22 protein-coding genes are annotated in these 26,305 nt (G+C 61.8%); 7 read left to right on the plus strand and 15 right to left on the minus strand.

Annotation, left to right across the window (positions count from 1 at the left end; translation table 11 throughout):
- Positions 1 to 100: 100 nt before the first annotated feature.
- The 3 genes from HG800_RS11430 to HG800_RS11440 form a co-directional block, all read right to left on the minus strand.
- On the minus strand, positions 101 to 550 hold the full coding sequence (locus HG800_RS11430) for a YybH family protein (RefSeq protein WP_169976742.1): 450 nt from the start codon (positions 548 to 550) through the stop codon (positions 101 to 103).
- Between the two features lie 121 nt (positions 551 to 671).
- On the minus strand, positions 672 to 1,031 hold the full coding sequence (locus HG800_RS11435) for an STAS domain-containing protein (RefSeq protein WP_169976743.1): 360 nt from the start codon (positions 1,029 to 1,031) through the stop codon (positions 672 to 674).
- 162 nt (positions 1,032 to 1,193) lie between these two features.
- Positions 1,194 to 2,339, minus strand: coding sequence for an NAD(P)/FAD-dependent oxidoreductase (locus tag HG800_RS11440; RefSeq protein ID WP_169976744.1), 1,146 nt, complete (start codon positions 2,337 to 2,339; stop codon positions 1,194 to 1,196).
- A 429-nt stretch (positions 2,340 to 2,768) separates the two neighbouring features.
- On the opposite strand from HG800_RS11440, the gene HG800_RS11445 reads away from it, so the two are divergent.
- Entirely contained in the window at positions 2,769 to 3,188 is a 420-nt protein-coding gene (locus HG800_RS11445; protein ID WP_169976745.1) for an RNA recognition motif domain-containing protein, read from the plus strand.
- 192 nt (positions 3,189 to 3,380) lie between these two features.
- On the opposite strand, the gene HG800_RS11450 is transcribed toward HG800_RS11445, so the two are convergent.
- Positions 3,381 to 3,908, minus strand: coding sequence for a hypothetical protein (locus HG800_RS11450; protein ID WP_169976746.1), 528 nt, complete (start codon positions 3,906 to 3,908; stop codon positions 3,381 to 3,383).
- 534 nt (positions 3,909 to 4,442) lie between these two features.
- Between HG800_RS11450 and HG800_RS11455 the strand changes: the two genes are divergently transcribed.
- Positions 4,443 to 4,766, plus strand: a complete 324-nt coding sequence (locus HG800_RS11455) for an RNA recognition motif domain-containing protein (protein WP_169976747.1) — start codon at positions 4,443 to 4,445, stop codon at positions 4,764 to 4,766.
- Between the two features lie 299 nt (positions 4,767 to 5,065).
- On the opposite strand, the gene HG800_RS11460 is transcribed toward HG800_RS11455, so the two are convergent.
- Positions 5,066 to 6,355, minus strand: coding sequence for a Gfo/Idh/MocA family protein (locus HG800_RS11460; RefSeq protein ID WP_169976748.1), 1,290 nt, complete (start codon positions 6,353 to 6,355; stop codon positions 5,066 to 5,068).
- A gap of 794 nt (positions 6,356 to 7,149) precedes the next feature.
- On the opposite strand from HG800_RS11460, the gene HG800_RS11465 reads away from it, so the two are divergent.
- Positions 7,150 to 8,142, plus strand: a complete 993-nt coding sequence (locus tag HG800_RS11465) for a sugar phosphate isomerase/epimerase family protein (protein WP_169976749.1) — start codon at positions 7,150 to 7,152, stop codon at positions 8,140 to 8,142.
- 17 nt (positions 8,143 to 8,159) lie between these two features.
- Here the strand turns inward: HG800_RS11465 and rsgA are convergent, their stop codons facing one another.
- Positions 8,160 to 9,314 carry a ribosome small subunit-dependent GTPase A gene (gene rsgA, locus HG800_RS11470; protein WP_169976750.1) on the minus strand — a complete coding sequence of 385 codons (1,155 nt, stop codon included), beginning with the start codon at positions 9,312 to 9,314 and terminating at the stop codon, positions 8,160 to 8,162.
- A 391-nt stretch (positions 9,315 to 9,705) separates the two neighbouring features.
- Between rsgA and HG800_RS11475 the strand changes: the two genes are divergently transcribed.
- Together HG800_RS11475 and HG800_RS11480 are read left to right on the plus strand one after the other, a co-directional pair.
- Entirely contained in the window at positions 9,706 to 12,258 is a 2,553-nt protein-coding gene (locus HG800_RS11475; RefSeq protein ID WP_169976751.1) for a collagen-like triple helix repeat-containing protein, read from the plus strand.
- Positions 12,259 to 12,527: 269 nt separating this feature from the next.
- Complete coding sequence (locus tag HG800_RS11480) at positions 12,528 to 12,977, plus strand: ACT domain-containing protein (protein ID WP_169976752.1); 450 nt, start codon at positions 12,528 to 12,530, stop codon at positions 12,975 to 12,977.
- Between the two features lie 98 nt (positions 12,978 to 13,075).
- Here the strand turns inward: HG800_RS11480 and HG800_RS11485 are convergent, their stop codons facing one another.
- Together HG800_RS11485 and HG800_RS11490 are read right to left on the minus strand one after the other, a co-directional pair.
- On the minus strand, positions 13,076 to 13,924 hold the full coding sequence (locus HG800_RS11485) for an Ldh family oxidoreductase (RefSeq protein ID WP_169976753.1): 849 nt from the start codon (positions 13,922 to 13,924) through the stop codon (positions 13,076 to 13,078).
- 105 nt (positions 13,925 to 14,029) lie between these two features.
- Positions 14,030 to 14,554, minus strand: a complete 525-nt coding sequence (locus HG800_RS11490) for a hypothetical protein (RefSeq protein ID WP_169976754.1) — start codon at positions 14,552 to 14,554, stop codon at positions 14,030 to 14,032.
- Between the two features lie 268 nt (positions 14,555 to 14,822).
- Between HG800_RS11490 and HG800_RS11495 the strand changes: the two genes are divergently transcribed.
- A complete protein-coding gene (locus HG800_RS11495; protein WP_169976755.1) occupies positions 14,823 to 16,208 on the plus strand; it encodes an MBL fold metallo-hydrolase in 1,386 nt (461 codons plus the stop codon).
- A gap of 343 nt (positions 16,209 to 16,551) precedes the next feature.
- Here the strand turns inward: HG800_RS11495 and HG800_RS26925 are convergent, their stop codons facing one another.
- The gene (locus tag HG800_RS26925) at positions 16,552 to 17,343 is read right to left on the minus strand and encodes a hypothetical protein (protein WP_182830364.1); all 792 of its coding nucleotides are present in this window, start codon (positions 17,341 to 17,343) and stop codon (positions 16,552 to 16,554) included.
- A gap of 442 nt (positions 17,344 to 17,785) precedes the next feature.
- Here HG800_RS26925 and HG800_RS11505 point away from each other — a divergent pair, with 442 nt between their 5' ends.
- A complete protein-coding gene (locus HG800_RS11505) occupies positions 17,786 to 19,042 on the plus strand; it encodes a hypothetical protein (RefSeq protein WP_169976374.1) in 1,257 nt (418 codons plus the stop codon).
- Positions 19,043 to 19,290: 248 nt separating this feature from the next.
- Here HG800_RS11505 and HG800_RS11510 read toward each other — a convergent pair whose 3' ends face one another.
- The 6 genes from HG800_RS11510 to HG800_RS11535 form a co-directional block, all read right to left on the minus strand.
- Positions 19,291 to 21,045 carry a hypothetical protein gene (locus HG800_RS11510; protein ID WP_169976756.1) on the minus strand — a complete coding sequence of 585 codons (1,755 nt, stop codon included), beginning with the start codon at positions 21,043 to 21,045 and terminating at the stop codon, positions 19,291 to 19,293.
- A gap of 3 nt (positions 21,046 to 21,048) precedes the next feature.
- Positions 21,049 to 22,755: a DNA repair protein RecN gene (gene recN / locus HG800_RS11515; protein ID WP_169976757.1), complete on the minus strand. Its 1,707-nt coding sequence runs from the start codon at positions 22,753 to 22,755 to the stop codon at positions 21,049 to 21,051.
- A gap of 57 nt (positions 22,756 to 22,812) precedes the next feature.
- Entirely contained in the window at positions 22,813 to 23,559 is a 747-nt protein-coding gene (locus HG800_RS11520) for an alpha/beta hydrolase (RefSeq protein ID WP_169976758.1), read from the minus strand.
- A gap of 48 nt (positions 23,560 to 23,607) precedes the next feature.
- Complete coding sequence (gene metG, locus HG800_RS11525; protein WP_169976759.1) at positions 23,608 to 24,039, minus strand: methionine--tRNA ligase subunit beta; 432 nt, start codon at positions 24,037 to 24,039, stop codon at positions 23,608 to 23,610.
- Positions 24,040 to 24,213: 174 nt separating this feature from the next.
- Positions 24,214 to 24,546: a DUF962 domain-containing protein gene (locus HG800_RS11530; protein ID WP_235963605.1), complete on the minus strand. Its 333-nt coding sequence runs from the start codon at positions 24,544 to 24,546 to the stop codon at positions 24,214 to 24,216.
- A 153-nt stretch (positions 24,547 to 24,699) separates the two neighbouring features.
- Positions 24,700 to 26,289 (minus strand): multiheme c-type cytochrome, encoded by a 1,590-nt coding sequence (locus tag HG800_RS11535; RefSeq protein ID WP_169976760.1) that lies wholly within the window; start codon positions 26,287 to 26,289, stop codon positions 24,700 to 24,702.
- Positions 26,290 to 26,305 lie beyond the last annotated feature (16 nt).

The following is a 26,305-nucleotide window of genomic DNA, read 5'->3' on the forward strand; positions in this document are numbered from 1 at the left end:
GGGACGGCTATCAGCGATCGCTGACAGCCGTCCCCATGCTTGTTCGCCTTTTTGAAATTGATTGATTGAAACATCCTGACTGTTGCAGGATCAACAATCCTTACGAGTTCGGGATTGGGAACAGTTGCAAGTTCTGAATCCGCCAGACTCCGCCTTCTTCTCGAACGCGGACCTGCACGAATTGTAAAATGAGTGAACCCCCAATATCAGGCTCGAAGGTCCCACCGATCACGAGCAAGTCTGGCCCGACAAAGCGCGCGTATTCGACCACGTTTCGTGACGTGATCTGAGCCGAATCCTTGAACAGATCCGCGTAGAGTTTTTGGATGCGTTCTTTTCCACGGTAGTGCTGCGTTTGCATGCTACTATCCGTGGTCGAATACAGGGTGATGGCCGCATCATCCGTGTAGTTCGCTGCCATGCCGGCAGCATCTTTTGAATTGAAGGTCGCCGCCCCGGCTTCGAGCAACCGGGTCGCGGTGGCCGCGGCATCCTGGGCTGGAGCAGTCGTCCATACCAGAAGCAAGACGCTCAGTGTCAACGATGCCATGAGAGGAACCCTCCGTTCGTTCGGGAGGAGAATGGTGTGAATTTCATCATACGCCATTGCCGCAAGGATTCCAAAACTCTTCCGACCTTTCCCCGGAATCAGGTTCCCCAATGCTGCTGGGTCAACGACTCGTTTCCAACGCATCCGGCTCGCTATCGGAGATTTGCAAGACCCGATCCAGCCGCGTGATCGCGAAGAATTCTCTGAGATGCGGATTCAAGCCACACAACTTCAGCCGCCCACCCGTCGGCCGGAGCTGACGATCGAGCCGGATCAAGGCCCCAAGCCCCAGGCTCGACAGAAATTCCACCTGGGAACAATCGAGCACCAGGCACGACCAGCGCCGAACCATCGCTTCGTCAATCAAGGCCGCGCCCAGCTCCTCCGGCAGCTTCGGCGTCAGCAATTCGATCTCCACGAACCCGTCGCGCTCAATCACGCGATAGGTCCCCTCGACGCTTCCCGCTGGTGCCGCGTTCATGATGATCCATCCTCGTAAGACGCTCGAAGGCCCTGTGTGATCGGCCATCGGTTCCCCGCACCGATCCCAGACCCCCTCGCCGGGTCAATCCGAGCGAATCCCTCAACACTCTGCAAGCAGCGTGATCGAGTCAGGAAACCGCTGCAGGTCCACTGTCTCGGATCACGCTCCTTCCATCATGGAAAAGGTGGAAAATGCCTGATCCGATTCCGGAGTTCGATCGCCGAGCACCAGCGCGGCCACCGACTCACCCACGGCCGGGCCATGCTTGAAGCCATGCCCCGAGCCCCCTGTCACGATCCACGCGTTGGTTGACCCCTGCAATCGATCGGCCAGGAAACGACCGTCGATCGCTTCGGTATACTGACAAACCGACGCGGCGATCAAGGGTGCATCCGCCATTCCGGGAAACCGTTTCGCCAATAACGACCGAGCGTTTTCCAGTCCCTGGGCCGATGGCGTTCGGTCTCCTGTCGTCGGGTCGAACTGCGAACCACGGGTATCATCCGCGATCTTGAACCCCCCCACATCGCCATCTCCTGGGACGCCGTACCAAAATTCCGCTCCGTGAAAGGCCCAAACCGGTAACCGCGAAGGCCCAAACCGGACATCCCCCGGAGGTGTTCCAAAGACAAACACTTCTTGCCGAGTGACCGGCATCGACCACTCGTGAAATCGTTTGAGAAACGACCCTTGCCAGGGGCCCACGGCGAAGACGAACACATCGGCCCTCTCTCGTGAGCCATCGGCAAGCACAAGTTCCTCCATCCGCCCCGATCGAATCGCCCCCGGCTCGACCCATGACTCCCGATACGTTCCCCCCTCTGCAACCAACGCATCTCGCACCGCAAGGCATGCCTCCCTCGCCCGGAGCACTCCAGCTCCGGGCTCGACGATCGCTCCTTCCAGATCATCAGTCCGGATCTGGGGATAGGCCCTCGCCGCTTGATCGGCCTCGAGCCACTCGTGCGGAACCCCCGCAGTGTTCAAATTGGTCAGCACGGCCTGCTCCACTTCCGAGCGCTCCTGCGCTAACCAAATCATCCCGATCGGGTCGAACAACCGACGCCCCGACCGCTCCTGTTCCTCCACCCACAGCTCCCGAGCCCGGCCGGCGAGCCGAACCATTTCCGGATTCACGTACGACTGCCGGAAAACCCTCGTCGCCCCCCCCGAACTTGACCGCGCATGCCCCGGTCCCCAGGCGTCGATCAGAACAACCTCGCACCCCCTTCGACGCAGTGACAACGCCGTCCAGCCACCAAAGGCTCCCGCTCCCACGACTGCAATCCGCGCTTGCGTCGTCATGCCGACTCCTCCCGCGTATGAACGGCAGAATTGCTCCCGCTTCGTTCTGCCTTCACCCTGTTTCTCAAGAACATGACTCCATCCCTGTCACGTCCAAATCGCTTCCGGTTCGACTCGGTCCACTTCTCTAGGAGTTGCGCGACCCCAGACAATCCGGAAGACTCATCTTTACCAGTGAAGCATCAAGAGCTCCCCCTCCCAGAATCGAATCTCCAATCGGGCGGAAATGTCACTATTTTTTTTTCGAAGCTTGGCTATAATCATCCTGGCTGGTTGGATGATCGAGCAAGCGATGCAGGTTCTCTCAGAGCTCGCCTCGGCTTTCCCGTTCCCACCTTTCCTGCCGATCGGGCGACTGCAGCCCCGTCCCACTCGACCCGGGACCTTCCACTGGGGGTCGTTGAATGCTCAATGCCCAGGAGATCATTGGTGGGCAAGAAGTTATACGTCGGTAACCTGACCTTCAAGGTCGACAGCTCCGAGCTCGAGCAGCTGTTTTCGCAATATGGCACCGTCCAGAGTGCTCAGGTCATCCAGGACCGCGACACCGGCCGCAGCAAGGGCTTCGGCTTCGTCGAAATGGACACTGATGAACAGGCTCAGGCCGCCATCGACGGCTTGCACGACTACGATTACGGTGGTCGTCGTCTGACCGTCAACGAAGCCCGTCCTCGAGAGGACCGTGGCGGCGGTGGTGGTCGGGGCGGCTACGGTGGCGGCGGCGGCGGTGGCGGCCGCGGCGGCTACGGTGGTGGTGGCGGCGGCGGTCGTGGCGGCTACGGCGGCGGCGGCGGCGGCGGTTTCAGCGGCGGTCGTTACGGCGGCGGCGGTGGTGGTGGTCGATACTAAGCTAACCTCGTGACCGATACGACTCTGAGCACGCAAGGGTATCTCGATCACCTTCCGTGCTCTGTCGTTCGATCCTTCATCGTAGGGTCCATCTTCGGTTGACCCTCGCGATATTGAGACGCCGGAGTGTTCGCAATCCCAATGCGACACTCCGGCGTTTTTCATTTGGACGGATGGGAGCACTCCGCGCAATCAATATCGATCGATCCTCGACGCTCCCGCAGCCCGCCAGTCCGCCTCAATGTCACGGGCGTCAGCTTCCGAGCCACATTGGACCCCCAGTACGATCCCACCTTCTGCCAATCCAGCCTCATACTCCCTCGCATCCTCCTCGGGAATCCCCCAACCCACGAGTGCCCCAACCAAACCACCTGTCAGCCCTCCCGCTCCCGCTCCGGCAAGCCCCACCGCCAGCGGACCGGCGACCACCAAACCAATCCCCGGCAGAACCAGATTGGTTCCAATCGCCGCAATCGCTCCGATCAATCCACCAGTGATCGTACCGATGGCTCCACCAACCCCTGAACCCTCCAGCGCCTTGTTCCCTTCGTCCGCGCCCACCGTCACTTCGGAATAATGACGCTTTCGAGTCTCCTCCGACATGACCGTACTGATCTGATCGTGCCCATAGCCACGATCCAGAATCGCCTGATACGCCTTGTCCGCGCTGTACCGATCCTTGAACAAGCCGCTGACCATGATTAGTGTCGTGGTGCTCATCCTGTTGCTCCTCCGTTGCTCATCACAAGACAATCGGGCCGGCTGCCACTCCACTGAATGAAGGCACCCTGACCCGAAACATCGGGGCTTGAAAACCCATCTGTGAATATCAGCAACTTCCGCACCAAGACACCAATTCTTCTTCCTCCCATTGTCGAGACCCCAAACGCCAATCCCAATCGATTTCAATCAATTACGGTTTCAACAACTATTTTTACTCATTGACTTCTTTGGACCTTTGCCCCTTCGCCTCCCCCTCCTACCTTGAGGCATCGTTACCATTGCACGACGAATCCGTTTAATCAAAATTCGTGAATTCGAAAAAAAGTCTCTTCCCACGACATGGGTTCCCTGGTACGATCTCCTTTGGCTGGTTGAATGATTGAGCAAGCGTATCCGTTCGCAACACGCACGCTTCTCGCTTCCCTCTCTCGTCTCTCCTGCCTCTCGGGCTCCGATCGCTGAGAGCCCCGTCCCCCTCGACCCGGGACGTGTCCTGCGGGGTCGTTTCCCCCTCCTTTCTGGGGTGGTCTGTTGTCAAAGAAGCTCTACGTCGGCAACCTGAACTATCAGGTTGACGATTCTTCGCTCGAAACGCTTTTCGCTCATTTCGGCTCTGTCCAGAGCGCCCAGGTGATCCAGGACCGCGACACTGGCCGTAGCAAGGGCTTCGGCTTCGTCGAAATGGACACCGATAACGAAGCGCAAGCCGCCATCGAAGGCCTGCACGATTACGAATACGGTGGGCGACGTCTCACCGTCAATGAAGCCCGTCCTCGAGAACCCCGCACGGGTGGCGGTGGACGTGGTGGCTACGGCGGTGGCGGTGGCTACGGTGGTGGCGGTCGCCGCTACTGAGCCGATCCCCTCCGATCGGGTGGCTGCTTGACTCGATTGCGTTTCGAGTCGAGGTGCAAACCTGACTGAATCTCACAACCTGGCCCCGGTCACTCTTGCTTCGCAATTCGGGTGACTGGGGCTTTGTTTCATTCCAGCCCAGCCCGCCCGTCCCGATTCTTACGACCCGATCCGATGGCGGCTCCCCTCGGAATCGGAGTCGCAATCGCTCCCCTTCCGAAACGATTCGAGCCGGGACATGCCTCGCACGTCCCGGCTCGATCGCGTCTTCTCATCCGATTTCCGAACGCACTCCCAGCTCAGACCGTGGGCTGCCAGCCTTCGGCGTACTCGCGCTTCCAGTAGCTCATCGCCTCGTCATCGCTCTGGATGGTTCCGTTCGTCGGATCGCACTTCAGCGATCGGCCGACCCGATGCGCGATATTTCCCAGGTGGCAGAGCAAGGTGCTCTTGACCCCCTGCTCGATCTCCGCGTTGAGCGCCAGCGGCGTGTCGTTGCGAATCGCCTCGACAAAGTTCGACAGGTGCTCAGGCTCTCCCAGAACTCCTCGCACCGACTTCACTTCCTTCCCCGCGTTGTCCTTGATCGTGTACGACCCGTTTCCGAACATCTCCAGGGCACCGTCGGTCCCGTAGAAGATCACAAAGGGTGCCGGGGCATTGCCGTTGCAGCTTAGGCCCTGCCAGTCGGCAGAAATCCGACCCGGAAACTCAAACGAAACTGTGTGAGTGTCCGGCGTCTCCTGCTCATCTTCAAAAACATAACGCCCGCCCGTGCTCACGACCGAGGTCGGCAAATCCACGCCGAGCCCCCATCGCACGAGGTCGAGCCCATGCACCCCGTTGTTGCCCAGTTCGCCGTTGCCCCAGTGCCAGAACCAGTGCCAGTTGTAGTGCACCACGTTGCTCTTGAACGGCTTCCGAGGCGCAGGCCCTTGCCAGAGCTCGTAGTCAATCTGGCTCGGTGCTTCCGAAGGGTCGGCGTAGCCAATCGAACCGCGTCGGCTGTTGTAGAACGACCTTGCATGATAGAGCCGGCCAATCACCCCGTCCTTGATGGCCTCGACCGCTTCGATTAATTGCGGGCTACTCCGCCGTTGCGAGCCCATCTGCACGGCCTTGTTGTACTTGCGGGCCGCCTCGACCATCATCTCCCCTTCCCAGGGATTATGACAGGCAGGCTTCTCGACATAGACATGCTTGTCAGCCTTGCAACCAAGAATCGTCGCCGGCCCGTGCCAGTGGTTCGGCGCCGCACAGACCAACGCATCTACGTCCGGATCATCCAGAATGCGTCGGAAGTCCTGGATCGCTTCCGGGCTCTGGTCGCTGACCGTCTTTCGAACCGCGTCGGCCCCCGCGTCCGCGCGATCCTGATCCACGTCGCAGCAGTATTTGACCATCACCCCCGGGGTCTGGGCAAATCCGGTCGCCAACGCCCTGCCTCGGCTCAGGCCCATCACCCCGACCGTCAACCGATCATTCGGCGCGTTGCCGCTCGCCCAACCCTTGGCCGCAGTGAACGCCAGGGTGCCCACGGCCGCCCCCGAGCCTCCCAGAAACCCCCGACGATTGATCGAACCCGTCATGGTCGCTGCCCTCTTTGCTCGCGTTGATTCGGTGCGCGGGACGGACGAATCGCATTCAATGCGCGAAACCCCGACATCAAGGTGTCAGGCTACGCGGTCAAGCGCGCAAAGTCCAGCAATAACGCGATCGAGTGATCGAGGCTCTCCGCAACGCACAATACCCACTAATTAAGAAAAATGCTCGTCCCGGAGCTCTCGCAATTCTCTTTCAATTAAGCCGACACCGTGATGCAAGCTCCCAAAGCCTTGACCCGAAGCCGATCGCGGCATCCTGCCGGAGATCGGCCCCGGATCGGGCTTTCCGAACGCGCCACGAACCATTGAAGCGAAGAATCATTCCTCGCTTCGGCGCATTCACGGAACAGACCTCGAACAGCGCTTCCATGCAGTCCGAGAGCGTTCCGTTCTTTTTTTTCGTGCAATCAGGGTATCGTTCGGACCCGCGCAGCTTCAGCAAGAGTTCTGAGCAGATCACATGAACGCCATCGTCAATCCGGGACCGCTTGATCTGAGGTACCAATCATGGCACGTCTCATTGGGATTCATCCCCGAATGACAGTTGCCAAAGTACGACGTGCCCGAAAAACCGTCAAGTCTTTTGTAACATTTTTTCAGGATCCTGCTTTACTGAGCAATTGGACTCGATCGGACCATCTCCCCACCTCCAATCGGGCCTTTCAGACAGGGGTGAGGCGAATCGTTCCCACAACGAATCCCAGCAGGTACCCGTCTTGCTCCATCTGACTCGAATCGTCAAGGTGGACCTCCTGTCCCGGAAGCAAGGAGTCGATCCCATGCGCATCGGACTGGATTGCTACACCGTGATCCATCGGAGCTTCTCCCCGAACGAGTCGCTTGCGTTTGCCGAGTCGCTCCAACTCGAGGGGGTTCAGTTCCTCGAACCTTGCTCAGTCGTTCCCGACCTCGCCCCGGACCGCCTGGCCGAACTCCGTCGAGATGCCGACGCCCGCTGCCTTTACCTCGAAATCGGCCTACCCAGCCCCAACCCCTTTGGACAGCTTAGTCCCACCCACGCACCAATCGACCCGCTCGAACGCGCAACCTGGTTTCGTCCTCACCTCGAAGCCGTGGCGGCTCTCGGATTATCCCATGCGCGAATCTTCATCGGAAATCGTCATGACCGGTTCCGAACCGATCCCCCCTGGCCAGAGCAGTGCGAAGCCGCCTCGCGAACCCTGCGAGCCATGCGGGCCGATCTGATCGCCCTCGGCCTTCGACTCGGGGTCGAAACCCATGCCGACCTCACCTGCGATGAGCTACTGACGCTGATTGATACCGTCGGGGATGACGTGCTCGGCGTCACACTCGACACCGGCAATCTACCCATGCGGCTTGATGATCCCCTTCGAGCAGCCGAGCGGCTCGCTCCGCTCGTCGTGATGACACACCTCAAGGACGCCGCGCTTGCCTTCACCGATCGCGGCCTCTGCTGGCAAGCTCGCCCCGTCGGCGAGGGATGCATCCCGATCGCCGCCATCCTCAACCTGCTCCACCAACACAATCCCGCGCTCAACCTCTCGATCGAGCTGCACCCGAGAACTTACGATCTGCCCATCTTCGACCCAACCTGGCTCGCCTGCTTCCCATCCCTGGAACCGGCTTCGCTCGCCGCCGTGGTTCGCCTCGCCGTCCTCTGCGAACGACGGTACACCAACGGCAGCATGCCCCACCCCGACGCGGTCGAGGCCCTCCCCTGGCCCGATCGTGCCGACACCTGGATCAAACGCTCTGCAAGCGTACTTCGCTCGATCCTGCCGACCTCGTGAAGCCCCCACCTCAAAACCTACTCACCCTCGATCGGCTGCTGAAGGTAAAGTTTCAAGTAGCTTTCATAGCGGCAATCGAAAATCTGGTCTCGCGAAAGAGCATCCTTCACTGCGCAGTCTGATTCATGAATATGCGAGCAGTCCGGAAACTTACAATGGGGAATGTACGCCCGGAACTCGATGAAGTACTGCTCCAGTTCCCAGGGCTCAACATCCCAAAGCTCAAACTGCCGAAGCCCCGGCGTATCGACCACGTACCCTCCCTGCTCCAACCGCAAGAGTTCCGCATAGGTCGTTGTGTGTTTCCCTTTGCGTGTCCAGGACGACACCTCACCAACCTTCAGGTTCAATCCCGGCTGCACGACATTGAGCAACGAGCTTTTACCGACGCCGCTTTGACCCGACAGTGCCGTCGTTCCCTGTCCCAGCACTTCCCGCAGACGATCAATCCCCAGTCCGCTGCTGGCCGAACAGGGAATGACTTCGTAACCCAGCTGTGCGTACAGACCAAACACCCACTGATACGCCGCCAGATCGACAAGGTCCGCCTTATTCAGGACGATGATCGGCTGAACTTCTCCCTTCTCGGCCGAGATGAGATAGCGATCGATCAAGGGAAGCTTGAGTTCCGGTTCGGCAAAGGCCGAGACAATCAGCAATTGATCGACGTTGGCAACAATCACGTGTTCCCGGTGCCGATAGCCGCGTGTGACCGACCCGAACCGAGGTTCCACCTTTTCGATCACACCCTGGTCTTCGCCACTCGGTCGAAACCAGATCCGATCGCCAACGGCTACCACGTTTCTCCCGTCGATCGCCAGGTTCTTCAAGACCCGACGGACCCCGCACCGGTATCTCCTACCGTCCTCAGCCTGCACGACCGATTCCAGGCCGTGCACGCGGAGCACCCGGCCCGACAGACATTCCGAAAGATCCACCGCCATCGAGGCCATCGGATCATCGGCCGACCCGGACTCAGTCGATTGATCATCGACCTCCTGCATCACGGTTCGATGCCGCGACAACGCCCCTTTCGCGCGCACACGTTCCGCCGAAACCGGATCGGCCCCTCGAACCTCCCCTCCCTCGAAGCGGCGGGTCAAATCATTGGATCGAGTGCGGGTCTGGCGGTTCTTGCGAAACGCGACGCGGACCTTTTTCTTTTTCGACACGGTTCGGGAGAACTCCCCGTTTCGTTGGGCCTTATGAGCGATTGCGCACCTTCTTGATGAGGAAGGGTATGGGGCAGGCCAAGCCGGTGTCAATCGCTCAGGACCACTCTTCTGGCAGCTTCCTGCAATCTCCGAACTGATCTGCCTCAACAGCCTGCTCGCCCCTGCTACGAGGAGACCCGGCCGCCCCAAAAGGTTCGGCGGTTCAACCCCTCTTGGGATCGCTGGTCCCACGTTGCCCTTTGGGATCGTGACTCGGCCGGATGTTGGCGCGGCCGCTCCCACACGGATACGATCAAGGCAATCTGATCACATCAAGCGAGCCGGAGCGGACAACCTCCTTCGGCCCGATTGCTGCCACTGGAGTCGATCAAGACGAAAGGACGGTCCCGTGCGCGTCGACCCGAGCCGAGCCTCTGCCCTCGCCCTTTGGTTCGTCGCGATGCTCGCGATCGCGGGCTCGCCCCACGGTGCCCATGCTCAGGCTCCCCCCAACCGGGGAGGGGGCTTCGAGCGAGGCGCCCCTCCCGCAGCCGGTGCCGGCGGTCCTGCTGGTGGCCAGGCGGCCGGACAGGGTGGAGCCGTGGGTGGCTACGGACCGCCCGGGGGCTATGGCCAACCCGGTCAATCCGGTCCTGCGTCGGAAAGCGCTGCTCCCGCCTCACGCCAGGCGCCGGTCGATCTCGACGCCGTCCCCATCGACACCACACCCCTGGCGCGTTTTATCCCCGAAGATGCCTACGGCGCCTTCCTTGAATTCAACGGTCTGAACGCCGCTCCCAACGTCTGGCAAGGCTCCTCCGCCTACGCCATGCTGAACGACACGAGCCTCGGCGAGATGCTTCAAGAGGTCATTGCCCAGTTCATCGAGGCCGCTCCCAACGCCCCTGCGGGGGTCATGACCGGCCCAGAAGTCGTGGCCGTTCTGGAACACCTGGCCCGGCACGGCATGGTCCTCGCCTCTCCCATGAACGCACAGGGATCAGCCTCCGAGGCAATTCTTGTGCTCCGCGGGGCGGCCCACCGCGAGGTCCGTCCCCTGTTTGGCAAGCTCATCGGAACCATCGCTGCCGAAGGGGCCAAACCTCAGGTCGTGAGCAAGCCCGGAAACCGCCAGATCGTTGTCATGGACACCCCCCCCTTCGGCCTTGAAGGAGTAACCGAATGGGCCTGGTGGATCGAAGGTGACGACCTCGTCTTCGTCTTCAACTCGATTGAGGCTGCCGATCGCGTCATGGCGGTCCTCGACGAACAAGCGCCCAACGCCGTGAACAACCCCATCCGACAGCAATTGATGGCCGTCGAGAACGGGTTCCAGCCGCTCGCGGTCGGCTCCCTTCAGCTCGATCGTCCTGGCGCCGGTGAGGCCGAGCGCTCGATGATCGAGGAAAATGGCTTGAATCGTCTCGATCTACGCTGGGGCTTCGACGGAGAGGATTCCCTGACAGTGGTCAATCTGGATGCTCCGGCTCCTCGGCAGGGCTTCATGACCGCCTTCGATCAGCCAGCCATTCCGATGAGCGACCTCCCCCCGATTCCTCGCGAGGTCGATAATCTGACCATCCTCTCCGTCAATCCCGCCGGAATCTATGACGCCTTAAGCGCGATCGCCGACCAGTCAGCTCCTCCACTGGCAACTCAGTTGCAATCCTTCGAAGAATCGGTCCGCTCGCGAGCCAGGCTCGACTTCCGAGACGACGTCCTCGCTTCCCTCGGACCCAAGATCACGGCTTACACCTTGCCCAGGCCCGTATCCCGTCCTGCGTCGGGCAACCCCCTGGCTGGCATCATGAACGCGCTCGGAGGGCTCGGCCTTCCTCAGTTCGTCGTGGCGATCGAACTCCAGAACGGCTCGGAGTTCACCAGCAAGCTCGACGGAATGATTCTGGCCATCAATGAACAGCTCGCCAGCTTGCTTCCGCCTCCTCCCGAGCCTCCCCCGGCCGACGGTGCTGGTGCCTTCCCTCCTGCTGGCGCTCAGCAAGGCCGACAGGGCGGTGGCTTGCCCGGTCAGGCCGGTCGCGACGAGGCCCCCGAGCCTCCGGAACCGCCAAAGTTCTCGATGACCCTGGCCACCCCCCGAACCTACTTGCTCCGGCTTCCCGAAGGACTCTACGGTCTGACCGGATATCAGCCCACGATCACAATGGGCCAGAACTACCTGATCTTCGCCTCCAACCCGGTTGCCGCCCGTCAATGCCGAGAGCTGGAACAGGCCGACGCCGATGATCGCTGGTCGCCTCCCGCCAATCTCGCCGGTCGGCTGCCCGGAAACCTGACCATGCTCGTCGTGAACGACCCAAGCCAGTCCCTCCCCTCGGCCATCGCCGGCCTTCCTGCGGCCCTCAACGCTGCCATGGCGTCTGCCGCCTCGGCCCTCGAGCCCGGTGCGGCAGGCGGTGGGCCTGCCGGTGGTGCTCCGGGTGCCATGGCTTCCGGCCCCGGTGCCAGTGGATTTTCCCCAACGCCGAATGAATTTAGCGATGGGGATCCCCGAAGCTTTGCCGGAGGCGCTGCCGGTTCCGCTCCCCCTCCGGGAGCGAGCGGTTTCCAGGGACAACCCGGCGCGGAAGGGTACCCCGGGGCTGCCGGTGCAAGCGGGTATCCCGGAGCTGCCAGCGCAGAAGGGTATCCCGGAGCTGCCGGCGCAAGCGGTTACCCTGGGGCTGCCGGCGCAGGCGGTTATCCTGGGGCTCCGGGCGTAGCAGGTGCTCCCGGAGCACCCGCCGGTCCAACTACGATCCGTATTTCCCCAACACTGATTCCTTCGCCCGACTCCCTCCGACGCTACCTTGGCACGGCCGTCTACTCGGTTTCGGCCGATGAGGGTGGCATCCGGATCGAGGCCCGGGAATCCGTGCCCGGTCAGTGGGGCCTTGATGGCCTCGGTGCCGGACCGGCCCTTTCACTTCCGGCTTCGTCTGCCCTGGGCGGACGAAACTAATCGTCCCGTCTTCGACCGGGCCTGCGGCCTCGGTGCCCTCCGCAAGGGCGATCGAACTCCCGGCTCGGTCGAGTTCTCGGCCTGACCTCTCAGCCCGATCCTCGCTGCGGATTCCCCAGCAATTCAGACGGATCGGGCCGGCCGATCATGTGTGGAGTAGGCTTCTCTCGCCGATTCCCCGCACGATCCCGTTGAGGTCGGACCCGTTCCTGCGTGTCAATCACGTCCTCCGATCCTCATTGCTCGCATCACGCGACTGGAGGCGTCTGATGGAATTCGTTAGCGAAGTGACTGCCCGGCTCGAAAACAAACCCGGTCGGCTCGCCAAGATCTGCGCAGCCATGGCTCATGAGAAAATCAACATTCGAGCCATGTCCGTCATGGATTCCGGCGATCGGAGCGTCCTCCGGATGATTGCCGAGCCGATCGACTCCACGCGCCAGGTGCTCACCTCGCTCGGCGTCGAAGCCGAGTTCCACGAGGTTATGGCTGTCGAACTGGACAACAAGCCCGGTGCCCTCGCCAAGCTGCTCCAACGCCTAGCCGACGAGCATATTAACATCGAATATGCCTACACGTCCGCCGTCGGGCAGGGGCGCGCCCTCGGCATCTTCCAGACCGATACGCCGAAGAAAACCGCTCAGGTCCTCTCCGCCGCCTCGACCTCCGCAAACGGCTCAGACCGAGAGAGTGGCCGTCGGCCGCTCCATACCCGCTGAGTCGATCGGCCTCGGTTTCCTGCCCCTCGGGATCGCTCAAGCCGTTGGCTCGACAGCGGTCCTGAGGGCTTCAATCCGCTCGTCGGCGAAAGCATCATTCAGGCCACCGGGCTGGGGAATCCGACCCCGGCCTTTGCCGATCGCTCCCGAAGAGGTCCAATGACCGACTCAGCCAGCGCAATTCCCCGCTGCTGCGCCTCCGAGCGATGCCGCTCCCAGGCTTCGGGAAAGATCCATCCGGCGGGCGCGGTCCGTCCTTCGAGCGCCTCCGCCACGCGGCGGTGAAACGAGCCGAGCGATTCGAAAGCAGCGACCGCCAGAGCCACAACCACCACTTCCTGCGCCCCCGAGAGCAAGAGCCACGGAGCCACCCGATCGACGATCATCCGCATCGGCTCATCGCCCGTCGTCGGCCCGTCAGTCACCTCGATCTCGCCCCCGGCATCTCCCAGAATCGAGTCAAAAATTAAGGGAACCCCTTCAGGTGCCGGAATTGCGGCCGATTGCGCCGAACCCGGGCCCAGCACCAGACCCAGAAATGGCCCAATCGCCAGATCGGCCGCAATCGCCGCTGCCGGGCCTGCCGAGGGCGGCAGTCCGATCACCCGAACGATCCCCACTCCGGTGTCTCGGGCCTTCTGCCCCGCAATCTCCGCCGCCCTTGCCAGCAATAGCGGCGGCAACCCCCCGGAAGCCTCTAGCACCGCCGTCGAGGCATGCTCCGGACCCACCCGACCCTGCTGCTTTGGGTCAAAATCGCCGTGATCGAGCCGGGTCAGCCAGTCTCCCAGCCCCACAATGCCGAAATCGTGCGCACCGATCGCATCATACCAGAGCAATAAGCGACCCAGAGCCGACGCTCGCTCGCGTGCCAAACCGGCCCGAGAAAGCAACTCGGTCGCCAATCGCCGCAGGTCGTCCGGCCGATAGCGGGGGGATTCGCTCACGATCGTCGCGCTCCAGGGCGGTTCACTCAGACGTTGGCGCTCGCGTCGCCACACCTTCCCAGTTTACCGCAGAACGCTCGAATACCCAATCCCCCCTGCCTCGGCTCACGACTCCAGGATCAGACCCTCGCCGGCTTCTCCCCGCTCCCACTCCTGTCGGACCCGCGAGAGGCCAAAGGCACAGAGCTCAAACTCCATGCTCAATCGCCTCAGGACCGGGGCCTGATCCCCTTCGTAAGTGCTTGCCAGATAATACGATCGCTTTCCTTGCTCCTGAAACGTGATCAGGTGATCCACCGAAAGCGTCGTTCGAAGTTTCGGCAAGGCTTCCGGATACACGCCCGTCCAGAAAAGCGTGAAATCGCCGACATGCCGATGACACTCTCGGCGGCGTTCCTCGTCGCTCGACGATTCCGCTTCGGCAATCATTGCCACCACTTCTGTCAACCGACGCCCCTGCCCGTCGGCAATCGGATAGAACGCCTGCGCGGGCACAAACCTCGCGAGGAGGCCCGCCACATAACCCACCAGATGCGGGTCGGCGATTCCCAGCTCCGCCTGAAACGTGTTCTCGGTGATCCCTCGGAACATGCGGTGCAACGGATGGCGTTCAGGTACGTCTCTCGTCATGGTACGGGCGCTCCTCACCCAGTGGGACGGAAACGATCGTGGGACGCAAGCCTCGTCGAACTTTGCGCGACGCTCGGCCCATGCAAATCCTACGCCAAGACTCAGGATCGGACAACCCTTCCTTCAAACTTCTCCTTCTCGAAGCGCTCCCTTGAAGCAACATGGAACTCTTGGCATGATGAGAGGTTATCGAAATGTTCCGTGTCCTCCGTGTTCGGCGGGCGAGCCCCGACCCTGGGGCCCGGTATGGACGGAGGGAGGAGGGGTCTTGCGTATCTCGTTCCACGGCGCGACGAAGCAGGTCACGGGAAGTGCCCACCTCGTCGAAATCAACAATCGCCGCATCTTGCTCGACTGCGGACTCTTCGAGAGTGACCGATTTAACCCCGAAAGCCCGAACCGCCAGTTCGACTTCGACCCTGCCTCACTCGACGCGGTCATCGTCTCCCACTCCCACAACGACCACATCGGCCGCCTTCCCGTCCTCATCCGCCACGGCTTCAAGGGGCCGATCTACACCACTCCCGCCACCGCCGACATTCTCAACATCATGCTGCGCGATAGCGCTCGCATCCAACGCGAGGATGCCCGCAACGCCCAGCTTCGCAACCCCGACTCCGAACCGCTCAGCCCTTTGTTCGAGCTCTCCGACGTCGAGTGGGTCATCGAACGCCTCGTCCGACTCCCCTACGAAGAGGCCACCGAGCTCCTCCCCGGCATCACCCTCACCTACCACGACGCCGGCCACATCCTCGGCTCGGCCATGGTCCAACTCGACTTCAAGGAAGGGGACGATCGCCGCCGCTTCCTCTTTACCGGCGACCTCGGCCGGCGCGACATGGGAATGCTCCACAACCCCACCGTCGTCAAGGACATCGACGTTCTGGTTTCCGAAAGCACCTACGGAGCCAAGGAACTCGACATCTACGACACGCTCCTGAAGCAGCTCCACGCCATCGTCCTTCGTGCCATTCGTCTCCAGAGCAAGATCATCATCCCGGCCTTCAGCCTCGGCCGGACTCAGAAGATGATCCACAGCTTCCTCGAACTCTTCCACCAGCACCGCGTCAAGCCGGTCCCCATTTACGTCGACAGCCCGCTTGCCACCCGCCTCACCGAGGTCCACCGCGAACACCCTTCCTGCTACACCCCCGATTCGATCAAGCTCCTCGAATCCGACGGCTCCCTCTTCAGCGCTCCCGAGTTGCACTTCTGCCCCACCTGGGACGACTCCCGTCGCCTGAACTACCTCAACGGCCCGCTCATCATCATCGCCTCCAGCGGCATGTGCGAGGCCGGTCGCATCCGCCACCACCTCCGCCACGCTGTCGAAGACCCCGACAACGCCATTGTCATCGTCAGTTACCAGGCCGAGAAAACCCTCGGGCGCAAGATCGCCGAAGGGGCCGAACGCATCCAGATCATGGACCGTTGGCACGACCTCAACTGTGCCGTCTACGTCCTCGACGGCTTTTCCGGTCACGCCGACCGCAACGACTTCGCCTGGTGGTACGAGCAAACCGGCGGAAACATCTCCTCCGCCTTCCTCGTCCACGGCGAGCCCGAAAGCATGGAAGCCCTCGCCCCCCTGCTCCAGCCCTACGTACAGAATCCCGTCGTCATCCCCGAAAAAGGCCAGAGCTTCGACGTCTAGAGCGTTCTTCGTTTGCCTGTTGAAGGTCCAGGGAACTGGGGACTGGCTCCGAGTCTTCGAGGTGCCCGTCCCCCATGTCCCGGCGAGCCGCTCCGCTCAATCGATAACCGATCTATGGCGGTTTCCGTTCACCTGTTGAAGGCCCAGTGAGTACAGCTGGCTCGGTGTTTTCGTGGGGCCACGCCTCGTTTCCGTCGAGCGGCGATGACCAGGCGGAAGGCGGAAGCCGCTCCGAGTGGTCTTGTTTCGAACGTGACTCCACACACCTCACCAACCCGCCCACGCCGCGACGAGTCACGTCCCCTCGGGAACAGGGAGAAACTGCAATCCCTGGTGACAAGGGTCAAGGGCGATCCGGATTCCTCCGGCCTTGCTTGGTCGCCGCTCCCCGCTGCGGAACATCTCCCCGAGGACCTCGCCGGTTGGGCTCGACCTGAGTAAGTTTCAGACGAAGCACGTTCCCATCCGTCTTGTAGTTGCCTGCGGCGATCGCCATGCCGGGCGGTAGGTTCAATCGCCTGGCGGTCGCACGATCGATCCGGTACGTGCCGTCCAGTGCCATGCGGCTAACCTTCGGCCGACCGGGTCGGAAGCGAATCATCAACGTCTGTGATCGCTCGTTCACACTCGCATCGGCCACCTCCACCACGGTCAGAGGAGCGAGGAGCGCCCTGGTCGCGGACGGGGCCCGGTTCCGGCCAGCTCGACTCGGATTGCTCGTGTCGCCACCCCGTCCGCGATTCCCTCCCGCCGGATTCTCACTCGGTGGATTCTCACTGGGGGGATCGGCGTTCGGTTGACCACCACCTTCTCCTCCGCCACCCTCACCGCCACCACCACCACCGCCACCGCCACCGCCTTCACTGTTTCCCAGAAGCCAGGAGAGCAGATCCTCGAACCAGCTAAACGGCCCCCCTGCCGGGTCTTCATACCGGAGCGACACTTTCCCACCGTTGAGTGTCCCCGAGGTCGGCCCGGTCACCGATCCCGAAGGGAACTCGATCTCGATGTCAACCGTCGTGCACGGAGGATCCGGCTTTGGACCATCGACCTGTGCTCGGGTCGAGGAATCCTCAAGGCAACCGAAAACCACCAGGGCTGCCAACACCTGTCCGTATCGCATCAACGTTTGCATCGATCGATTCTCCAAGGCTTGAGCAAACAGAACCGACGCCTGCGAAGTCCTTGGCGAACAACACGCCCCTTTCCACAGGCCAAGAAGGAATTGCCCACACATGTTCGGCTTCGAGATATCTCTCGTCAAGAAGCTCGCCCCTGTTTGATCTCATCACAATGCGCGTTTCGGGCGAAGCCGAATACATGGGCTCCATCGCTTCGTCCCGGGACAATCAGAAAAAAAAGTGACTATCCCCCCGCTTCATCACGATGATTTTGTGAGGAGGATTCATCACCTGGACCAGCATTCCTGACATGAACGTCCCTCCTCCCTACGGCAATCCTTCAGATTGTTCCCAACGCCTGATGAAGCCCCGAACCGTATTGGTCCAGAACAACGACCAAGAGGGTCCGAAAAACAAACACCACTTTCGTATTGCAACTCTTTGGGCATTCTCATCATGGATACCGTCTCCACCTCCAACGACCGCCGCACCGAAGCCAACCGCCGCAACGCTCAGAAATCGACCGGCCCGAAGACCGCCGAGGGCAAGGCCCGCTCACGTCGCAATGCCCTTCGGCACGGCCTGGCCGCCGAGGTCCTCGTTCCCGAGGCCGATCGTGGCGCCGTGGCCGCCGCAATCGACGAATGGAATCACGAGATCTGGCCGGAAAACGTTGCCGAACGCGCCGTCATCCGTCGCATGGCCGTTGCCGACGTTCGACTGCAGCGCTGCGAACAGGCAACCGAGCGAAACCTCGAAGCCACGGCACGATCGGCCGTCGATCGCTGGCGTCTTCGGAAGCAGAACGCCGCTCGAAAGCGCGCCTGCAACCTGAAGACCGACCCCCTCAATACCTTGCTCGACCTCGAAGATTCCGCCTTCGGCTGCGACTGGCTCATCCGACGCTGGTCGGCCCTCGATCGGACCTTGGAGCAGGGACTCGGCTGGACAGACGACGACCGCGATACCAGCATGCGTCTGATCGGCTACGTCCCCGTCGCCCCCGGCCCCGACGGCGCTCCCGAGGCCCGCCAGATGTGGCGGCTCGGTCGGCTTGCTTCAGGCCTGGAAGTCGAACCGGCCGAACCTGACGAGCCCAACGACCCAGCTTCTGCCCGTCTTGCCCTCCGCGCTTTGATCGCCGACCGGCTCGATCAGCTCGAACAGCGAGCCACCGCATCCTGGAACGCGATCGAAGACCCCGAACGCTCGGCCGTCATTGCCCGCAGCCTCTCCGGCGACGATGGCCCCGAGGCCCAGCTCCGCCACCGCTACGACCGCGATGCCCAGAACTCTTTACTCCGTTCCATCACCATGCTCATCCGCATTCGTAAACGACGCGACGAACTGGCCGAGCACCATCGCAAACAAGCCCGAGACCACCAGGTCGAACGCATCAATGTCGGCGGCGGCTGGTGGAAGGAAAAGGACGCCAACGCATGCCCTCCCGGCTTCCAGCCCATCAACCGATGCTCCTCTCACCCCAGAGAGCCGATTCCCTCGGCCGATTCGTCCACCGCTCCTGATCCACCGATTGATTCACGGAACGAACCCAAACCCGAGGGTTCTTCTCCGAGACCCCCTCACCACAAACCTCACATTCAAAACAACTTGCGATCGTTTCTATCCGATCGTTCTCCTCCTCGTCCCGAGCGCTCCCGGCCCGATCCTCGACCGTTGATCGACCGCCCCGAATTTCCGGATCGAGCTTAGTGCGGTTTCCTCTCGCCTGTGGAAGGTCAGGGAAATGGGGACTGGCTCCGAGTTCGGAAGGTGCCAGTCCCCATGTCATGGCCGGGTTACCCTGAAGAAACGGCTCGCTCCTGACGCAGCGCGCCCTGCGGACGTTCCGGATCGGCTCATGCGTCGCGCGAATGCGGGGAACACCAGGGCAGAACATGCTCACAAACGCGTATCCTTCACCCTCGATCACCAATGCCAAACTCATGGACCGACTCCGATCACGACCCTTCCGCCCCTTCCGGGACGAGCAGCACCATCTCATCGATCTGGAAGCGGCTCGGCTGGTTGTCGTGCTGGAGGCGGAAGCTGTCGATCGGCTCGGCAATCCAGATAACCATCTCACGATCGGGACCAACAGGAAGTGTCCACTGCTGGTACTGCTGGTCCTCCGAAAATTGCTCCTGGCTCGCGTGCTTCCACTGGAGTTTGAAGCGAGCCGAGGTCGCCGGGCCGTTCTCCAGATCGTACCGGATCCGGATGCCGGCCACGAATGTTCGCTCGGGCAATTCGAACGTCGCCCAGGGATCGACACCAGTCGCCTCGATGGTTCCGGTCCTGGTGTCCCAACGAGCCAGGCTAACCCGCTGCGGAGGCCCAACCGGGACTTCCTGGAACGTTGGATTGGGCCTCGCCCCTCGAAACACGCCCCGATTCGCCTCGACGAGCAACGGCAATCCCATACCCAGATCATCATGCGACGAATGCAGAAATCCTGTATGTCGCGCTGCGATGGCGAACGGCGGCAACCCCGCCCGCAGATCGGCCACTACGGCCTTGGAACCGAGTCTGCGCTGTCGACCCTCGTCCAGGCCGATCTTCGTATTCGGCCAAAGCAAGACCAGACTCCCCGTGAACAGGAGCATCAGTACCAACCGCCTCAGCACCCTCGGCCCGAACCGCGCCCACGCCAGACCCACCAGGCACGGAATCTGCGCCGCCAGGGTCACATACCGCGGTTCCAGCCCGCCCCGATCGTTCGTCCCCGATCGACCCCACGCCAGACTTGCTGCCAGGATCCCGAACCCGGCCAGCACTGCCAGCATCCCGAGCGCCCTCGACCGCTCCTCCGGGTTCCGCCAGGCCGTCAGGACGAGCAGAAGCGTTGTCGCTCCCGAGAGTACCAGCACCACCACCCCTCCGATCCGCCACGATGCTCCCGCAGTCGGCCCGAATCCGATGGCCAGGAATTGCAATCCCGTCCGGACCATCGCCCCGATCCCCGGCGCTCGGTCGATCTGCGGCGGCCGCTCGTATCCCACGAAATACGCGACCGTCACCACCACGCCCGGCACCGCCGCTGCAATTGCGGTCCAGCCACCTGCCCTGCCCGATCGCAACCGAACCACGCCCAGCCCGATCAACCAGGCCGCGATCGGCGGGACCATCACCAGGCCACTCGCGGCGCAGAGCGGCAATATCATCAGTGCCGTCCCCAGCCCGATCAACGTTCCCGATCCGATCGCTCCGGATCGGCTCGCGATCATCGCCCCCACCCCGACCGCCAGGAGGGTCGAGAGCCCGAAGGCAATCTGCCAGCTCCAGAGGAGATTGCTGTAATGCCCCCAATTCAAGAGCAAGACTGGAAACCATGCATCAGCATAACTCAATTGACCCCGAGCCATTCGCAACGCAATCATCAGACCTGCGGACAGAACCGACAAACAACCAACCGTAGCAACCATTCCCGCCCGGAAATCATTCCCCGAAAGCGAAGAAGCCCCAATCAGGATCAGTCTCGGCAACGGCACCCGGTGTTCGAAGTGCTGCGACCAGAAAAAGCTCGGGGTGAGCGGCTGCTCTCCCACCAGAGCTGGTACGAGGGCAAAATCATCATAAAAAGGAACAATCGCCCCGAACCGAAGCACAAATCCCACCGCGGTGACGGTCATCAGGAGCCAGGTTCCCCAGACAAACCAACCGGAACCCGGCTCAACCTCGGAAAGAGCTCGGCGACCGTCGGTAACTTCGGCCATCGATTAGCGAACTCCCACCGTCTGGGCCTCGGCAAGCATGGCCAGGGCTTCCTGCTTGGTCGATTCGGCTGCCGAATCGCCCCGAAGCATCGCGGCCAGCTCATCAATCCGGTCGTCTTCAACCAGTTGTTCGATGGTCGTCCGCGTGCGCCCTCGGGTCGTCTGCTTGCGGATGACCCACTGATGCATCGCATAACTGGCCATTTGAGGCAAGTGTGTCACACAAATGATTTGATGATGCTCCGCCAGTGCCGCCAGTTTCTTCCCGAGCACCGCCCCGAGCCGACCGCCGACTCCCGTGTCGATCTCGTCAAAAACCAGCGTCGACACCCGATCCACACCAGCCAGGACCGTCTTGATTGCCAGGGTTACGCGCGACAGCTCGCCTCCCGAAGCAATCTTCCGCAGGGGTCTGGGCGGCTCCCCAGGGTTCGGAGCGAAGCGGATTTCGACCCGATCGGCCCCCCCCTCCGGCGGTGCCGTCGCCGTCGGGTCGTCACCCATCGGCAAGGCCTCGACCAGCACCAGGAGCTTCGCCTGCCCAAGGCTCAGATCCTTGAGATGTCCTTGGACCGCCCTGGCGAACGCCTGGCTCGATTTACGGCGGGCCTCGGTCAATTCCTCAGCGGCCTCCCGAAGTGCGGCCCAGGCCTCGACCAGCGGAGCATCCAGTTGCTGAAGGTCGGCCTCGTCCCGCTCGATACTGGCAAGCTGATCCTCAACCTCATCCCACCGCGCGGCCAGGCCGTCTGGATCGCATCGGAACCGATGACTGAGCTTTCGATACAGCGCCAACCGGGCTTCGAGCTGCTCGAGCCGGCCCGGATTGTCTCCCGATTCGTCAACCAGATCACGAAGCATGTAGGCGACTTCCCGTGCTTCGTCGGCTAGGCGGCTGAGCGTCGCGGCAGCCTCTCCCAGCTCCGGCACCGTCTCACCGAGGGGTTCGAGCCGTCGGGCGACCTTGCCCAGCATTGCCTGGGCCGATCGATCGGCATCGTAGAGCAAGGCGAACCCTTCGGCCGCGGCCTCCCGAATCGATTCGGCCCCAGCCAGGCGCCGGGCCTCCCGGTTCAGGTCGTCGTACTCGCCGGCTTTCGGTTCAGCCGCGGTCAGCTCGTCCCGCTCGAACTCCAGCAGCTCCCTTTCGCGACGGCGACGGTCTGCCGCCTCAATCAATGCCAGGCGACGCTTCCGGAGTGTCTCATGAGTCGATCGTGCTTCCAGATAGGCCGCCACGACTCGGTCGAGCCCGCCATACGCATCGAGCAGGCTCCGCTGGCGGTCGGGATCGAGCAGGGTCTGGGTCTCATGCTGTCCGTGGACATCGATCAGGCGAGCGCCAATTCGTTTCAAGGTCGCAACCGGAACCGGCAGGCCATTGACATGAGCCGAGCTTCGGCCGTTTGCTCCGATCCGACGGGTCACAATCAGCTGGTCATCGTCGATCGGACCGCCGAGGATCGCCTCGACCTCGGCTCGAAGCTCGTCGTCGCCCGAAAGGTCGAAGACAGCCGCGGCTCGGGCTTCGTCCTTGCCGTCGCGGACCAAATCGGCCGACGCCTTGCCTCCCAGCACCAAGCCCAGCGCCGTCAGCAAGAGGCTCTTGCCCGCGCCGGTCTCTCCGGTCCAGGCACAGTAGCCTTCCCGCAATTCGACCCGAGCATCCTCGATCAAGGCCAGATTCTGGACCGACAGTTCTCGGAGCACGGCGAGCGACCTCCGGTTGTCCTCACCGCCGATCGCATCCCGAATTGTCCGGGCCGATCAGCGCAACCCCAGGTTCAGGGCATGAAACCCGACAGCCTCCTGAACGTGGGCATCCCAGTATGCCCAGTCATGACCGCCAGGAAACTCCTCATATTCATGCGGAATCTGCAAGTCGTTCAAATGACCATGAAATGCTCGATTCTGATCGAGCAGGAAGTCTTCGGTCCCACAATCGATCCGAAGCTTCGGCAAGAGCCCGTGATCAATCTGCTCGACCAGGGCAAACGGATCGTCAGAGCCCCCCGACGGTTTGGGTCCGAAAATCCGACCGAACTCGGGACTCAAGGCGCGGCCTTCGCCAATTCCATGAACAAATCCAAGTGCTCCAGAGTGAGAGTTCACGCTCGAAAATCGGTCGTGATACTTCACCCCGATCTTCACCGCGCCGTATCCTCCCATCGAAAGGCCGCCAATCGCCCGCCCCGATCGCTCGGCTTTGACCGGAAACGTTCGATCGACGAACGAGACCAGTTCCAGCAAATCATCCTCGTACGATGCACCTTCAACGGCATTGGTATACCAACCACGCCCCCCATCGGGCATGACAACGGCCATCGGCAACCCGGCGACATACCGCTCAATACTCGTCCGACGCATCCAGATCGTATGGTCGTCCGAGAGACCGTGGAGCAGGTAATACACCGACCAGGGACGGTCAATCCTTGGATCGTCCGGAAAGACGATATTGAACGCCGATGCCTTGCGCAAGGCCTGGCTGAAATACTGGATCGTGGCAAACGCCATCCGGTCGGCCTCCGACGTCGGCCGGGATCGCAAGGGTTGCGATCGGGCCTATTTGACTTTCGAACCCGGCAGGCACTCGGGATCGGCCGGGGTCAGCAGCACGACCTTATCTCCCGAACTGGCCGCGAGCAACATGCCGTTGGATGCTTCACCACGGAGCATGGCCGGCTCCAGGTTATTGACCACCACGATGAGACGACCGACCAGGTCCTCAGGGGAGTAATGCTGCTTGATGCCCGCGACGATCTGCTTTTGTTCGTCGCCCAGGTCCACTTGCAGGAGCAGGAGTTTGTCGGCATTCGGATGGGGACGAGCCTCCAGCACCTTGGCAATGCGGAGGTCGAGCTTGGCGAAATGGTCGTAAGTGATCGGATCGGCCATCGTCGACTCGATTGGCTGCGCCTCGGCGGTCAAGGAATAGACCGCCGGCATGTTCGACACCTCGATCGGAGCACGACACCCGCGCTCCTCGTCGAGCATCCTATCGCTCCATTCATCGGCTCGTCAAGGCACCAGTCTGAACTTGCGTTCACAATTTGGTCGGGATACCTACTTCGGGCTGTTGTCCGACACCCCGAGCCGTTCGACCTTCCCTTCTGGCAGGAGGACCGAGGAATTCCCGAACGATCGTTCCAGGCTTCTCCAGTCCCTCGATCAGCGCGGCGACACCAGGCGGGCGAGCCCTCGACCCAAATCGCGGATCACGGCCCAGGCAATCACGAACGGCGTACTGGGGCGAGTCAGGATCGTCGGCAAATTCCGCTCAAACAGGAAATGACCTGCAAACATGAACGCATAACCGCCAAGAAACAGGCCCAGCGACCACAGCGGTCGGAACGGGAGCACAAGAATTGCCGCCGCGACCATTGGCCAACCCACCCCCACATGCAGAACGTGATTGACGGGGTGGGAATGATCCCGTCGATACTTCTCAATAAAGCGAGCCATCCGGGGGGAGCCAGACGCCGAGGGCATAAACGAAGGCATCAGCGAGCACTCCTTGCGCACTCTTGGCTTGGAGACGAGGATCGGTACCGGTACGTCCCTGGTCTCCGGGACGACCAGAGCGACTCTCACACTATCCTGATGCCCTTTTCACTCCAAGATCATTCCGATTCCGGAAGTCGAGGTTTCCCTCGATCAATCCCCCTCAGCGGCATCATCCTGCGCGGAGATCACGGGCAACGAATTGGGATCGAGTCCCTGCCGGACCTTTGGATCGTCGTATCGGTCGAGCTTGGGATGGGCGACCATGGGCCATCGCTTCGAGAAATCCCAGTGCGGGTCGTTGTCACTATCGTGGCAACGGATGCAGAGGCTTTGCTCAGCTTCCTCTCGGGTCAGGACCATCTGGGAACGATATTCCCAGTTCATCGGGTCGGTGATGTGAAGGGAGCCAGGTCCGTGACAGTTCTCGCATTGCTGGTTTCTCAGGTGGGGCGTCGTCGCGAGATTAACGAACCCAGACTCATACTCGAATCCGGTCGCGTGGCAACTGACGCATTCGGCGTCCATGGTCCGATTCCCGCGAGCCCCTGTCTCGATCGCAGGCCAGGCATAGGCATGCTTGGTGGTCGACCATTTCTGGTAGGTGTTGGGATGGCAGTTCTTGCAGGTTTCCGCGCCGACGAACCGGGCTCCCGAGGGATGGGGCCGTCGGGGGTAGTTCTCCACCACATCGTTCTGATCGAGCCGGTTCAGGTACTCTTCACCCAGCAAAGAGCGGATCGGCTCGATGTCGTGATATCTGGAGTCGAGCCGAACGCGGCGATAGCGCGGACGATCGGGGGTGGCGGCGAACAGGTCGAGTACACCAACTTGCTGGCCTTTTTTCCCGACCAGGACCAAGGTCGTCGTGCCGTCGTGCAACCGTTCCGGACGGGCGGGGGCATACTCATATTCGGATTTACCCACAACGATTTCAACTTCGGGGAAGGCTTCGGCCAGGGTTCGGGCCAAATCACTCGGGCCTTGAACCATCAGGACTTGCAGGTCTGTTTCCGATTGAAGCGATGGCAGGGCAACCTGGACCGACTCCATCGGGTCGAGCACGCGCTGGAAGAAGAAGTCCTGCTCCGGATCGTTCAGCGCGGTAATCGTCCTTGGATCAACGACGGCAAGGATCCCGACGGAAAGCCCTCCGACCTTGACCTGAATCGACTCTCGGAACGTCTCCTCAAGCCCCTCGGCAGGCTGAATGTTGGTGGCCAGCAGGGGAGGAGCGTCGGGCACGCTCAGATACTGACCCACGAACTCCCCCAGACCGATTTCGAGGTCATCGGCGCTCAACGCCAGTGCCTGGTAACCCAGGCGAGCGAGGGCTTCGAGCCCGATACCCTGCTTAATCCGGATCTGATCGGGGCCGGCTCGGGAGCTTGCCGGATCGGCGATGATGCTTCCCAGGTCGATCGCGAGAAGCTCCTGGCCCTGCTCGCGAAGTTGGTTCATCAGGTCGGCTCGTCGCCCAAGGCCGCCCGTTTGTCCCTCGGTGCAGCCGCAGGGTTCGAGGTAGCCGTATTGCTGACCCGAGACGATGAGTACCGCATCAACATGACGGTCATCGTCCTCGATGTCCTCGGCCAGGTCGTCGTTCGGATCGGCCGGAATCGACGGCTTGACACGATCCGTCGCCTCGGGCGGAGTGTTCGAGGAACAACCGACGTAGACCAGGATGGCCGCCCCAATCAGGACCGAGGCGACCGCCCTCCAGGGGCTCCGACTGTCTGTCATCGATTCCAAAGCTCCG

This window comes from Tautonia rosea (assembly GCF_012958305.1).
In the GTDB taxonomy this organism is placed as follows: domain Bacteria; phylum Planctomycetota; class Planctomycetia; order Isosphaerales; family Isosphaeraceae; genus Tautonia; species Tautonia rosea.

Coding starts and splice junctions, on each gene's coding strand:
- HG800_RS11530 (WP_235963605.1), bottom strand. CDS start 24,546: ATGCCTTCGTTTATGCCCTCGGCGTCTGGCTCCCCCCGGATGGCTCGC.
- HG800_RS11480 (WP_169976752.1), top strand. CDS start 12,528: ATGGAATTCGTTAGCGAAGTGACTGCCCGGCTCGAAAACAAACCCGGT.
- HG800_RS11435 (WP_169976743.1), bottom strand. CDS start 1,031: ATGAACGCGGCACCAGCGGGAAGCGTCGAGGGGACCTATCGCGTGATT.
- HG800_RS11535 (WP_169976760.1), bottom strand. CDS start 26,289: ATGACAGACAGTCGGAGCCCCTGGAGGGCGGTCGCCTCGGTCCTGATT.
- HG800_RS11430 (WP_169976742.1), bottom strand. CDS start 550: ATGGCATCGTTGACACTGAGCGTCTTGCTTCTGGTATGGACGACTGCT.
- HG800_RS11490 (WP_169976754.1), bottom strand. CDS start 14,554: ATGACGAGAGACGTACCTGAACGCCATCCGTTGCACCGCATGTTCCGA.
- metG (WP_169976759.1), bottom strand. CDS start 24,039: ATGCTCGACGAGGAGCGCGGGTGTCGTGCTCCGATCGAGGTGTCGAAC.
- HG800_RS11510 (WP_169976756.1), bottom strand. CDS start 21,045: ATGGCCGAAGTTACCGACGGTCGCCGAGCTCTTTCCGAGGTTGAGCCG.
- HG800_RS11460 (WP_169976748.1), bottom strand. CDS start 6,355: ATGACGGGTTCGATCAATCGTCGGGGGTTTCTGGGAGGCTCGGGGGCG.
- HG800_RS11505 (WP_169976374.1), top strand. CDS start 17,786: ATGGATACCGTCTCCACCTCCAACGACCGCCGCACCGAAGCCAACCGC.
- HG800_RS11465 (WP_169976749.1), top strand. CDS start 7,150: ATGCGCATCGGACTGGATTGCTACACCGTGATCCATCGGAGCTTCTCC.
- HG800_RS11440 (WP_169976744.1), bottom strand. CDS start 2,339: ATGACGACGCAAGCGCGGATTGCAGTCGTGGGAGCGGGAGCCTTTGGT.
- HG800_RS26925 (WP_182830364.1), bottom strand. CDS start 17,343: ATGCAAACGTTGATGCGATACGGACAGGTGTTGGCAGCCCTGGTGGTT.
- HG800_RS11450 (WP_169976746.1), bottom strand. CDS start 3,908: ATGAGCACCACGACACTAATCATGGTCAGCGGCTTGTTCAAGGATCGG.
- HG800_RS11520 (WP_169976758.1), bottom strand. CDS start 23,559: ATGGCGTTTGCCACGATCCAGTATTTCAGCCAGGCCTTGCGCAAGGCA.